The 12,563-nt window shown below is 62.4% G+C and carries 7 protein-coding genes; 2 read left to right on the top strand and 5 right to left on the bottom strand.

Features of this window, described 5'->3' with window-relative positions:
• Window positions 1-39: 39 nt before the first annotated feature.
• Window positions 40-1,404 (bottom strand): alpha/beta hydrolase, encoded by a 1,365-nt coding sequence (locus P272_RS0106040; RefSeq protein WP_029678641.1) that lies wholly within the window; start codon window positions 1,402-1,404, stop codon window positions 40-42.
• Window positions 1,405-1,593: 189 nt separating this feature from the next.
• On the opposite strand from P272_RS0106040, the gene P272_RS0106035 reads away from it, so the two are divergent.
• Both P272_RS0106035 and P272_RS0106030 read left to right on the top strand, forming a co-directional pair.
• Entirely contained in the window at window positions 1,594-2,514 is a 921-nt protein-coding gene (locus tag P272_RS0106035; RefSeq protein WP_029678640.1) for a metal ABC transporter solute-binding protein, Zn/Mn family, read from the top strand.
• A 169-nt stretch (window positions 2,515-2,683) separates the two neighbouring features.
• Complete coding sequence (locus P272_RS0106030) at window positions 2,684-4,804, top strand: LTA synthase family protein (RefSeq protein WP_044097866.1); 2,121 nt, start codon at window positions 2,684-2,686, stop codon at window positions 4,802-4,804.
• Here P272_RS0106030 and purD read toward each other — a convergent pair.
• Genes purD through P272_RS0106010 form a run of 4 tightly spaced genes read right to left on the bottom strand, consistent with a single transcriptional unit; the run spans window position 4,801 to window position 12,488 of the window.
• Entirely contained in the window at window positions 4,801-6,072 is a 1,272-nt protein-coding gene (gene purD, locus P272_RS0106025; RefSeq protein ID WP_029678638.1) for a phosphoribosylamine--glycine ligase, read from the bottom strand. The genes P272_RS0106030 and purD overlap by 4 nt on opposite strands.
• Window positions 6,073-6,090: 18 nt before the next feature.
• Window positions 6,091-7,140, bottom strand: coding sequence for a phosphoribosylformylglycinamidine cyclo-ligase (gene purM / locus P272_RS0106020; protein ID WP_029678637.1), 1,050 nt, complete (start codon window positions 7,138-7,140; stop codon window positions 6,091-6,093).
• A 45-nt stretch (window positions 7,141-7,185) separates the two neighbouring features.
• Window positions 7,186-8,691: an amidophosphoribosyltransferase gene (purF, locus tag P272_RS0106015; RefSeq protein WP_029678636.1), complete on the bottom strand. Its 1,506-nt coding sequence runs from the start codon at window positions 8,689-8,691 to the stop codon at window positions 7,186-7,188.
• Window positions 8,692-8,708: 17 nt separating this feature from the next.
• Entirely contained in the window at window positions 8,709-12,488 is a 3,780-nt protein-coding gene (locus P272_RS0106010; protein WP_029678635.1) for a phosphoribosylformylglycinamidine synthase, read from the bottom strand.
• Window positions 12,489-12,563: the final 75 nt, after the last annotated feature.

Here is a 12,563-nt window from a genome sequence, read left to right as displayed (position 1 = left end):
CTTTCTGCTGATGATCTCTATTGACCTGCTGTATCGGCTTCAGCTGATGTTCATCTCAACAATATCCGGAAAGTCCTGGACTGGTTGGGACATTGGTCCAAGTCCCATGGCTTCGCCCAGCCATTCCAGTCCGGGCTTCCAGGCTGTCTTGACTGTATGCCAGTCATGGCCCGACCCTTGGGTTATGACGGCCTCCACGCTCATACCAGCCTGGTCGGCGGCCTTGGCGATGACCATCATATTGTGTTGGGACTCCTTGTCGTTGGAACCGGCGGCAGTGAATAGCCGCTGGCTCGATGGCGCCCGATCCTTGATGGCTTTGGCGGGAACCTGGGCCAGGAAGCGTTTCCGGTCGCCGCCGAAGTAATCCTGGATCATCTGGTCCTGTCGACCCTGGGTCGGTTCCAGCTCCCCGTCGGCCGGGAGCATGTTCCCGTAGACGTCGGGATGCCGCGCACCCAGCTGAGTGGAGCAGGTCCCTCCCTGGGAGAATCCTCCGATGGCCCATAGCTGGGGTTTGCTGTCGACCGGCAGGTTGGCCCGGATCCAGGCAGGCACGTCACGGCTCAAATAGGTTTCGGCCTTTCCGTAGACGGGTGAGTCTACGCACAGGCTGTTGTGGAAGGAGGACCCGTTCTGGTCGGGGGAGACCACCACTGGAGCCAGTCCATCGTGTTCGGCCGCATAGGCATCCATCATGGCGGGGATGGACCCGGCGGTGAAGAGCCGGTCGGGGCTGCCGGGTTGACCGGCCAGAAGGACGAAGACGGGCAGAGCGGGGGGCTTCTTGCTCAACGCAGCGGGCGGTAGGTAAATATCGGCTGGACGTGCCAGGAAACGTGAGCTGTCATTGGGGATGTGCACGCTGTAGGAGCGGCCGGTGCGGGGATAGGTCGGCAGGTTGCCCCGGGAGGCACGGGCACGCCACTGGGCCACACTCATGGCTGGTCTGACTGCCTGATGGCTCCCGTAGTCGGGATAGAGAGTGACGTCGAACAGGGATCCCAGAGTGGTGAACTCTCCGTAGATGATATCCACCCGCAGGCCGGTGGACAGCAGACAGAGCAGGACGCTCAGGGCTGCCAGGAGCCGTCGCCATCCATGTGCAGTGATGAGGATGCATACGGTGAACCCCACGGCCAGGAAGCCCAAGGCCACGGTGATGATGACCATCCAGCCCAGGGAAACCCCGAAGAGCATGAAAACGTCGGAGACAAGCCAGGTGGCCAGCAGTCCCAGGGCTCCTATGCCTACGGCGATGGCGATCTGTTTCAATAGGGTCCGCCAGCGTCCATGCGTCAGTCCGGTCAGCACCAGCAGGGCCAGGGCCAGGGCCGTCAGTGTGAACAGTGTTGCGGGAAGCCATCCCTGGGTCAGATGGACCTTAGCCAGCCATGTACCCATGCAATTCCTTCCAGCCAAAACGTATCCGCAGTTCAGTATAGGGAGTGTCTAGGCGGATGGCTGCCATTTGTATGGGCAACCTTTCTGGCCATTGATAGTTCTATGGTAGATTTATTGATAATCAATCTCAGTAACGGTTCAAGGGTCGTTAAGAGGCCCCTGGCCGTCGCCAGGAAGGAACCCTCATCCATGCATGCCAGCAGCCCACGCCTTCGCCGGACCCGCACCTTGGTCGCCGCCCTTCTGGCCGGACTGACTCTGCTGACCAGCCTGACAGGCTGCGGGAAGGGCGAATCGACCCCATCCGCCTCCGGACCCGGACCTCTGCAGGTGGTGGCCAGCATCAATCAGTGGCAGTCCCTGGCCGAGGACCTGGGCGGGGATCAGGCCCAGGTGGATACCATTTTGAGCAACACCTCGACTGATGCCCATGATTATGAGCCGACAACGGCTGACATCGCCCGAATCAGCCGTGCCGATCTGGTCATAGTCAACGGGGCCGGCATCGACGACTGGGCTGCCAAGGCCGCTGAAACCGGGCAGGCCAGGCTGGTGGACGTATCCAAGGCATCGGGGCGCGAGTCTGGCGACAACCCCCATCTCTGGTTCTCCTCCCAGGGCAGGAGAGCGGCCGCCAAGGCCGTGCATGAGGCTTACCAGCAGCTGCGCCCAGGCCGTGAGGCCGACTTCGACAAGGCCTACCAGGACTGGCAGGGTCGACAGGCCCGACTGGACAATCTGATTGCCGATGCGCGCAAGCAGACCCAGGGACGTCACTATGCGGCCACGGAATCGGCTGCCTACTATCTCTGCCATGATCTGGGCATGAAGGATCTGACCCCAGAGGGGTACCTGCGGGCGGCCGCCAACGAGAGTGAGCCCTCGCCCGAGGACTTGGTGGCCTTCCGCCACCTGCTGGCCTCCGGGCAGTTGGATATGCTGGTGCTCAACACCCAGGAGGTCAATCGAACCTCCAAGGAGCTAGCCACTGAGGCCCGCAAGGCCCATCTGCCGGTCTTCGAGGTCAGCGAGCAGCGACCCGATAAGTACCGGAACCTGGAGGATTGGATCAGCGCCCTGGTCCAGCAGGTGCCGGGTGCCAAGGCCTGACGGGCCCGCTTGCTCTTCATGTTCGCTAAGGGGTGTTTTTATAGGGCTTGTCGTCCTTAATGGGAACAATGGCACAGGTATCGGTAAAAGGCCCATGGGGCCCAGTCACCAAAGTCAGGAGTAAGCGGTGAAGGATCGTGAACGTCAGCCCGGCCGGTGGACATCCTGGATGCAGATCGTGACCGGACGTCTTCGGGTGCGTGGGTGGGTCTACCTGCTCACCTTCATCCTGATCGACTTCCTGTCAGTGGGCATCCTGCAGTGGGGGGTCTCCCTGAACAGCTCCCGCGTTGAGCTGTCCAACCCGCTGATTGGCTTCTGGGGCTTCATTTCGGCCATGTGGACCCAGCGTCGATTCGTCCTGGTGCTCAACATGCTGGCTGTGGGCCTGGTCTACCTGGCTCTGGTCTACCTGACCAATCGCTTCTGGGCGGCATCAGGGCTGATCATGGCCATCTGCGCGATCATTGCCATCATCGAGCGTTTCAAGGTGCGCGCCCGCTACGAGGCTGTGCTGCCCTCCGATCTGGATTTCCTCCATGCCGATGCGGCCAACCTGGTCTCCTTCCTGCCGGCCCGTTCCCTGCTCATGATCGGGTTGGGTGTCGTGGCCCTGATTATTCTCGGCGTGCTCTGCTGGGTGGTGACACGGATGGATGCCCGTCGTGGCCGTCCTGTGGCCACCGGCAACAAACCCCTGGGTGCCGGGCTGCGTACGGTAGGGGTCCTGGTCCCGGTCCTGGTGGTGGCGCTCTTCATGTCCACTGTGGGCACTTACGGCAGCCTCGCCTATCGTTTCTCGCAGTTCATGGGTGACATACCCTCCATGTGGGACTCGGTCTATGACGCCCAGCGCAACGGGGTCTTCGTGTCCTTCTCCCGGCAGCTGCGGCCCAAGGTCATGGACCAGCCCGCCGGATACAGCCGTGCCACCATGAAATCTCTGGCCCATCGCTACCAGCTTTCGGCCGACCGCATCAACCGTGACCGCAAGTCCTATATGAATGAGTCGAGCCTGGTCTACATCCTCTCCGAGTCGTTCTCGGATCCCACGCGGGTACCGGGCGTCGCACTCAACCAGGACCCCATGCCCCATATCAGATCCATCAAGGATGGCACCACCAGCGGGCTCATGCTCTCCTCCGGCTACGGCGGGGGCACGGCCAATCTGGAGTTCCAGGCCATGACCGGCCTGTCCATGGCCAACTTCGATCCTTCGCTGACCTCCCCCTATCAGCAGGTCATCCCTCATCTGAATTGGATACCTACGGTCAATCAGGCCTGGGGGTCGCCATCCAGGTCCCTGGCCTTCCACCCCTATGAGTCCTCCATGTACTCCAGGGCTGAGAACTACAAGAAGTTCGGCTTCTCGCACTTCTACTCGCTGACGGGCCCTGACCAGATAGCCCACCAGGACCGCATCGACCGTAGCCAGTATGTGGGGGATCGCTCAGCCTACGACTCCGCTCTGGAGCAGATGGGCGACGATAAGGGCAACCAGTTCGTCGAGGTCATCACCATGCAGAACCACATGCCCTACAACGATTGGTATGACAACAACAGTTTCTCTGTCAGCTCCTCTGACCCCAACATGCCCCTGGGCGACGATGAGATGCAATCCATCCGCACCTACGCCAAGGGGGTCAGTCTGACCGATCAGGCCACTGCCGATTTCCTGAACAGTCTGGACTCCCAGAGCAAGCCGGTCACTGTGGTCTTCTATGGGGATCACCTGCCTGGCATTTATAGTACGGCCAGCTGGGACGAGCACAACTCCCTGGCCCTGCATCTGACCGACTATTTCATCTGGTCCAACAAGGCCTCGGATTCCTCGGGAGCACAGGTCAGCAACAGCGCCTACTCCTCGCCCAACTTCTTCCAGGCCCAGGCGGCCGAGCACATGGGCGCTAAGGTTTCGCCCTTCACGGCTTTCCTGACCGAGCTGCACGACAAGATCAGCGCCATCGAGCCTCCGGTGGCCAATCAGATCCAGGACTGGAACAGGATCCCGGCAGGGCAGACCAACTATCTGGATGCCCAGGGCCGGCCCATGAACGCCCGTGACTTCGATCGGGCCACCCGACAGCTCCTGAACGACTACAAGCTGATCCAGTACGACATCATGGCAGGCAAGCACTACCTGCAGGGAACCGGTTTCAATACCACTCCCACCCGCCGTTCGGATGCCGCACGGCAGAAGGCTGAAATGGAGCGTCAAACCAAAGAGCAGGCCAAGGAGGAGCAGGGCCAAGATAAGGACGGCGAGGGTCCGACCAGCTCGGCCAATTAGGCTTCCAGGCCGCGGTGGCCGATGTCGTGCCGATAGAAGAGGCCAGGCATCGACAATCCATCCAGCCGGTCATAGACTCGGCGGGCTGCCTGGGCCAGGTCGTCGCCTTGGGCCACGACCAGGGCCGTCCTTCCCGAGGAGGATGTCAGACCAGTTGAAGCCGAGCCGGACACTCCGGCGTAGTAGGCTCTGAGGTCCTGCTCCGGAGCGATCAAGGGCACGGGCACCCCGGTCTTGGGATTGCCAGGATAGCCTTCTGCTGCCAGGACCACACCCAGGCGGCTGTGGGAGTCGTCCCAGGTGAATTGCGGCTCTCCACCCTGCATCAGCGTGCGGATGGCTGTACCCAGGTCGCTGGTAAGGGCAGGCAGCACCACCTCGGTCTCCGGGTCTCCCAGTCGTGCGTTGAATTCGATGACTTCAGGACCCTTGTCAGTGACCATCAGCCCTGTGTACAGAACTCCGGTGAAGGGACTGCCCTCCTGGGCCAGGGCACGGACGGTGGGCGCGACGATGGTATCCAGGGCCTTTTGGGTCAGTTCCGGGCCGAACTGCGGCAGAGGGGAGTAGGCCCCCATGCCACCGGTGTTGGGACCCCTATCCCCGTCATAGGCCGGCTTGTGGTCCTGGGACAGAGGCATGGGCCAGAACTGCTCACCTCTGACGAAGCACATGAGCGAGCACTCCTGACCCACCAGCTGATCCTCGATGACCACCTGGGCTCCGGCCTGTCCGAACTTATGATCGATGAAGATGGCATCCAGGGCCTGCATAGCCTGGTCAAGGTCGGCGGCCACCGTCACGCCCTTACCAGCTGCCAGCCCGTCAGCCTTGATGACCACAGGCGCGCCATGCGAGCGTACATAGGCCTTGGCTGTCTCAAGGTCATGGAAGACCGCATAATCAGCGGTCGGGATTCCATGCCTGCGCATCAGGTCCTTGGCAAAGCCCTTGGATCCCTCGATTCGGGCTGCAGCCTTGCTGGGCCCAAAGGCGGGGATGCCGGCAGCCTGCAGTTCGTCGACCAATCCGGCCGTCAAAGGGGCCTCGGGTCCAACGAAGACCCAGTCGATTCCCAGCTCGCGTATTGCAGCGATCAGTTTTTCAGGCTGTGAGGAATCCTCTCGCAGCAGGCTGATGCCGTCCGGCTCCATGCCCGGGTTGCCTGGGGCGCACCAGACCCGATCCACTCCTGGCCCAGACAGCAGGGTGGTGGCGATAACGTGCTCCCTGGCTCCCGACCCAATGACCAGTACCTTGTCCGCCATGACGGGCTCCTCTCGCTATTACTGACGATCGTTTTCGTTAAGGATGACCCGCTGTCCGTTTTGAGCACCTGTCACCTGTCCGATCAGGCTGTAGGGCTCCTGCTCCTCATCCAGGACTGCACGGGCCTGGTCCAGCTGGTCAGGGGAGACGACCAGAACCATCCCTATGCCCATGTTGAAGATGTTGTACATCTCCAGATGGTCGATCCTGCCCATCTCTTCAATCATCGTGAAGATGGGCGGCACCTTCCAGGCATCAAGGTTGAAGCTGGCAGCCAGACCGTCTGGCAGAATACGGGGCACCTTCTCCACGAAGCCGCCACCGGTGATGTGTGCCACGCCCCTGAGCAGACCGGAGGCGAAGAGCGGGCGCAGGGCTTTGACGTAGATGCGGGTGGGCGTCAGCAGTTCCTCTCCCAGGGTCCGTCCGCCAAGTTGATAGGGACGGTCCTCCAGCTTCATGCCTCCCTGGTCCAGCAAGACCTGACGAATCAGGGAGAATCCGTTGGAGTGGACGCCAGAGGAGGGCAGACCGATCAGTTGGTCGCCTTCCTTGATGGTCGATCCGTCCACCAGGGACTCCCGCTCGACCACACCCACGGTGAATCCGGCCAGATCGTATTCGTCAGGCTGGTACATGTCCGGCATCTCGGCGGTCTCCCCGCCTACCAGGGCGGCCCCGGCCTGGACGCAGCCGTCGGCCACACCCTTGACAACCTGTTCCAGCAGAGCCGGGTCGTTGTGCCCGCAGGCGATGTAGTCGAGGAATATCAGCGGCTCGGCCCCTTGGGCGATGATGTCATTGACACACATGGCCACACAGTCCTGGCCGATGGTGTCATGGCGGCCGGCTTCCCGGGCCACCATCAGCTTGGTGCCTACGCCGTCGGTGCCCGAAACCAGAACAGGATGTCGGTAATTGAGCGCAGACAGATCGAAGTCGCCGCCGAAGCCGCCGATGTCGCCGGCGCCCGGCCTGCGGGTTCTGGCCGTGTGGGAGCGGATTCTGTCGATCAGTTCGTATCCGGCCTCCACCGATACCCCAGCCTGCTCATATGCTTTCGGCATGGCTGCCCCTTTCTCTGCCCTGTCTGTTCTGCTCTTCGCTATTACTCATTGGTTGGCTTCCTGCCTCGATCCTGCAGGCATGTCAAGCCCGTAGGATCCCTTGGATGCTTCCAGCCGGGCCCGGTCCTCCTGAGTCAGCGAGGCCAGGAAGCCCTGTTCATAGTCGTCAAGCCGCGTTGGATAGTCTCCGTTGAAGTAGGCCACGCATAGCCCCTGGTAGGGAGCATCACGGCCCAGGCCGATGGATTCCACCAGACCGTCCAGACTCAGATAGGCCAGGGAATCGGCTCCGATGGCTTCTCTTATCTGCTCCACGGACTTCTTGGCAGCGATCAGTTCGGAGGTCCGTTGGATGTCGATGCCGTAGTAGCAGGGGTAGCGCAGGGGCGGGGAGGCGATGCGCATGTGCACTTCGCTCGCCCCGGCCTCCCGAAGCAGGCGGACGATTCTGCGCGAGGTGGTGCCTCGGACGATGGAATCGTCGATGACCACCACCCGTTTGCCGGCCACGACCCCGCGCACTGCGGCCAGTTTCATCCTGACACCCTGCTCGCGCATGGCCTGGCTGGGTTGGATGAAGGTGCGCGCCACATACTGGTTCTTGATCAGCCCCATTTCATTGGGCAGTCCGGCCGCCTCGGCATAGCCTGAGGCTGCCGACAGGGAGGAGTTGGGCACCCCGATGACCATGTCGGCGTCCACCGGGGCCTCCCGGGCCAGCCTTGCCCCCATCCGCTTGCGGGCCGAGTGGACGTTGACCCCATAGATATTGGAGTCGGGCCTGGCGAAGTAGATGAACTCCATGGAGCAGATGGACAGGCAGGTCTGATCGGTATAGCGCTCGATGCTGTAACCCGAGTCATCCACCCGGACGATTTCGCCGGGGCCGATGTCACGCACCAGGGTGGCGCCGACCAGGTCCAATGCACAGGTCTCCGAAGCCAGAACGTAGGCCCCACCTGGCAGCCGGCCCAGGGAGAGGGGACGGAAGCCGTTGGGATCCATGGCTCCGATCATGGCATCCTCGGTCATGAGCAGGTAGGCGAAGCCGCCATGGACCTGGCGCAGAGCCTGTTTGAGCGCCGCCATGAAGTCCTTTTCAGGGCTACGGCGAATCAGGTGCATGAGCACCTCGGTGTCGGAGTTGGAGTGGAAGATGGCCCCCTGATCCTCCAGCTGCGCCTTGAGGCTGTTGCAGTTGGTCAGGTTGCCGTTGTGGGCCAGGGCTATGTCCCCGTCATGAAAGCGGAAGATGAAGGGCTGGATGTTCTCGATGGACCCTGAGCCTGTCGTGGCGTAGCGCACATGCCCGACGGCCCGGTCCCCGGTCAGCGGTGTCAGGCTGGACTCGTCCGGGAAGACCTGAGTCAGCAGGCCCAGGCCCCGCCGTCCGATCAGGTGCCCCTGGTCGTTGGAAACGATGCCGGCACCTTCCTGGCCGCGATGCTGCAGGGCGTGCAGGCCGAAGTAGGTCAGCCGGGCGGCATCGGGGTGTCCCCAGACCCCGAAGATCCCGCACTCCTCGTGGATGCCTTCAAGCTCCAACGACATGGTCTATGTCCTTTCCCCTAGGCGGCAAAGTAATCCACTCCAGACTGGAATAGCGGCTGCGTGCGGTTTCCTGGCACATTCAGATACAGGTCAGGGCCGCTGCGTTCCGTATGGCCCATCTTGCCCAGCACCCGGCCGTCCGGGCTGGTGATGGCCTCAACGGCCATGTCGGATCCATTGGGGTTGACCCGCAGATCCATGGAGGGGCGACCCTGCTCGTCTACATACTGGGCGGCCACCTGTCCTCGGTCGATCAGAGTGCGCAGGAGGCCAGGCTCGGCCACAAACCGCCCTTCGCCGTGGCTGATGGGCATGGTATGGATGTCGCCCACCCGGCAGGCGCTCAGCCAGGGGGAGCGCGTGGAGCTGATCCGGGTGTGGACCAGACGGCTCTGATGGCGGCCGATGGTGTTGACGGCCAGGGTGGGATCCTCGGACGAGCCGGTGACGATTTTCCCATAGGGGACCAGGCCCAGCTTGATCAGCGCCTGGAATCCATTGCAAACGCCCAGAATCAACCCGTCACGGTCCTGTAAAAGCTCCTGGAGGGCATCGGCAACCTGGTTCGAGCGCAGGAAGGATGCCACCAGTTTGGCCGAACCGTCGGGTTCATCGCCGCCGGAGAAGCCTCCGGGTAGCATCAGTATCTGGCTGCTGCGGATGGCCTGGGCCAGGCGGCGGGAGCTCTCGGTCACGTCTTCGGCATTCAGGTTGCGGATGACCACAGTCTCCACCTGAGCTCCAGCGTCCCGGAAGGCCCGTGCGGAGTCGAACTCGCAGTTGGTGCCGGGGAAGACGGGCATGACCACCTTGGGTCGGGCGGTCCTGAAAGCCTCCTTGGTTCTGCGCGCAGAAGGCCTGCCAGGCTCACGGTCGGTGCGGCCAATGGTCGGCACCGGGTCGCCCTGGCCTCGGTATGGGAAGATTGATTCCAGACCCGTGGCACGGATCTCCTCAAGCTCAGACAAGTCCAGATCCTCGCTGCCGCAGCGTAGGTGATAGTCCTCGCGGGTGTGCCCAAGGAGGCGCAAATGCAGGCCGGAATTCTGAATGAATAAAGACTCCGGACCAGAGGCCTCCAGGATGAAGCTCCCATAGGCGGGACGGAAGAGTGCTGATATGGCGGTGTCTGGCGCCAGATTCAGCCCGATTCTGTTGCCCAGGCACATCTCCATCAACGACTGGGCCATGCATCCGTAGCCCGGAGTGGCTGCAGCATCCACCAGACCCTGGCTGATCAGCGTCTCGACCTGGTCCATGACGGTCCGCAGGCTCTCCGGATCGGGTAGCAATCCGTCCTCCTGGTATTCGGGCGCCAAGAGATAGACCTGGCGGTCCGCTGCCTTGAATTCGGGGGAGACTGCATCCCTGGCCTGCCCCAGGGCGACGGCAAAGCTGATCAGGGTGGGCGGCACATCCAGGTCCTCGAAGCTGCCGGACATGGAGTCCTTGCCACCTATGGCACCCACGGATAGATCCAGCTGAGCCTGGAGGGCGCCTAGGACACCTGCCACCGGCAGTCCCCAGCGTCGGGGGTCTTCACCGGGCTTGGGGTAGTACTCCTGTAGGCTCAGGTGGGCCCGGGAACGGCTGAAGCCGCTGGCAACCAGCTTGGCCAGGCTCTCGACCACGGCCAGGTAGGCGCCGGTGTAAGGGTCCTGGCTACTGATCCAGGGATTGAATCCCCAGGCCATGGCTGAGGCGGTGGTGGTGTGCCCATCCACCGGCAGCTTGGCTACCATGGCCTGTGCCGGCGTCAGCTGTCGGGCTCCGCCGAAGGGCATGAGAACGGTACCTGCGCCGATTGTGGAGTCGAACTGCTCGGCCAGACCCTGCTGGGAGCAGACGTTGATGTCTGTAAGCAGGGCCCTCATGCGTGCGTTCAGGCTGCCTTGAACTTCGAAGGGGGCGTGGTAGGGAGCAGGGACCGGTACCTGGGCATCGGTCTTATGAGGGGCGCCGTTGGAGGCCAGGAATGCTCGGGGGATATCCACGATGGTTTCTGACCGCCAGGTCATCCGAAGCCGGGGTTCCTCGGTGACCTCGGCGATGACGGTGGCCTCAAGGTCCTCCTGTCGGGCGTAGTTGATGAAGGCGGGCGCGTCTTCGGCAGCCAGGGCCACGGCCATTCGTTCCTGACTTTCGGAAATGGCGATTTCGGTTCCGTCCAGCCCCTGGTACTTGAGCGGCACCCGGTCCAGATCCACGCTCAGCCCGTCCGCCAGCTCACCTACGGCCACGGCAACGCCGCCGGCTCCGAAGTCGTTGCAGCGTTTAATCAGCCTGGCTGCCTCCGGGCGTCGGAAGAGGCGCTGGAGCTTGCGCTCCTCGGGAGCATCGCCCTTCTGCACCTCGGCCCCGCAGCGTTCCAGACTTTCTTCATCCTGGGACTTGGAGGCTCCGGTGGCGCCGCCGATTCCATCACGGCCGGTCCTTCCGCCCACCAGGATGATCAGATCACCGGGGGCGGGTCGACGACGGATCACATGGTCGGCCGGGGTGGCTGCCACCACTGCGCCCACCTCCATCCGCTTGGCCGCATAGCCGGGGTGGTAGATCTCCCGCACCTGCCCGGTGGCCAGCCCGATCTGGTTGCCATAGGAGGAGTAGCCATCGGCAGCCTGACGGACGATCCGGCTCTGAGGCAGCTTGCCCGGCAGGGTCTGATTCAGGGGCTGACGGGGATCTGCTGCTCCGCTGACCCTCATGGCCTGGTAGACGTAGCCCCTTCCGGACAGTGGATCGCGTATGGCTCCGCCAATGCAGGTGGCGGCGCCTCCGAATGGCTCGATCTCGGTGGGATGGTTATGTGTTTCATTTTTGAAGAGGAAGAGCCAGTCCTGATCCTGGCCATTCACGTCGACCTTGGTCCGGATAGTGCAGGCGTTGACCTCCTCGGACTGGTCCACGTCGTTCAGGATGCCGCGCTTCTGCAAGTACTTGGCCACGATGGTGGCCATGTCCATCAGGCATTCCGGTCGGTCCTGGCGACCAAGTTCTTCGCGGATTGCCCGATACCGTTCCAGCGTGTCACGAGCCCTGGGGTTATCCGCCTCGATCCGCTCCAGCCTGGTGTTGAAGGTGGTGTGCCGGCAGTGGTCGGACCAGTAGGTGTCAATCACCTTGAGCTCGGTCAGGGTGGGATCGCGCTTTTCCTGACGGTAGTGGTCCTGGCAGAAGCGGATATCCGGCAGATCCATGGCCAGATCCAGCTTGTCAATCAGCGCTTCGAGTTCAGGATCACCCAAATCACGGAATCCGTCCAACACGGGCACTGGATCGGGGTCGTCATCAGGCATGGCCAGGGTCTTGGGCTGCTCCAGTCCTACCACTCGTGAGTCGACCGGATTGACCAGGTAATTGCGGATGGCTTTAATCTGCTCGGCGTCCAAATCGCCTTTTAGCAGATAGATGGTGGCCGTGGCCACTAGGGGTCGGGCGCCCTGGCCGATCAGCTGGACACACTGGGCTGCGGAGTCGGCTCGCTGATCGAACTGACCAGGCAGGGGAGCTACGGCGAAGAGCTTGGGTGAGTCCAGTGGCGGCAGATCATCGGCGTCCTTCATGCCCAGGGCTTCCTCCAGACGGGTGGCCACCAGGTCGGTCTGGGGCTGGGCGAAGACCGTGGGCAGGCAACGTTTGAAGAGGTCTTCGTCGATTCCCTCCAGATCGTAACGATTGATTATGCGCAGGCCGGTCAGCCCTTGCACGCCCGGCAGGGTACGGAGCTGTTCGGCAAGCCTGTCGGCGGCCTGGTCAAAGCCCCGCTTTTTCTCGGTATAGACACGGAAGAGCACAATGGATCCTTTCGCGATGGACTGGTTGGGGACCAATGAAAAACCCGGAGGCGATATGCTCGCTTCCGGGTCTAC

Source organism: Bifidobacterium sp. 7101, assembly GCF_000499285.1.
Taxonomy (GTDB): Bacteria; Actinomycetota; Actinomycetes; order Actinomycetales; family Bifidobacteriaceae; genus Bombiscardovia; species Bombiscardovia apis_A.
This window is presented reverse-complemented; position numbering and strand designations above follow the sequence as displayed.

Bases quoted from the DNA above. Each gene is read 5' to 3' on its own strand.
- P272_RS0106035 (WP_029678640.1), top strand. From the start codon at position 1,594: ATGCATGCCAGCAGCCCACGCCTTCGCCGGACCCGCACCTTGGTCGCC.
- P272_RS0106030 (WP_044097866.1), top strand. From the start codon at position 2,684: ATGCAGATCGTGACCGGACGTCTTCGGGTGCGTGGGTGGGTCTACCTG.
- purF (WP_029678636.1), bottom strand. From the start codon at position 8,691: ATGTCGTTGGAGCTTGAAGGCATCCACGAGGAGTGCGGGATCTTCGGG.
- P272_RS0106040 (WP_029678641.1), bottom strand. From the start codon at position 1,404: ATGGGTACATGGCTGGCTAAGGTCCATCTGACCCAGGGATGGCTTCCC.
- purM (WP_029678637.1), bottom strand. From the start codon at position 7,140: ATGCCGAAAGCATATGAGCAGGCTGGGGTATCGGTGGAGGCCGGATAC.
- purD (WP_029678638.1), bottom strand. From the start codon at position 6,072: ATGGCGGACAAGGTACTGGTCATTGGGTCGGGAGCCAGGGAGCACGTT.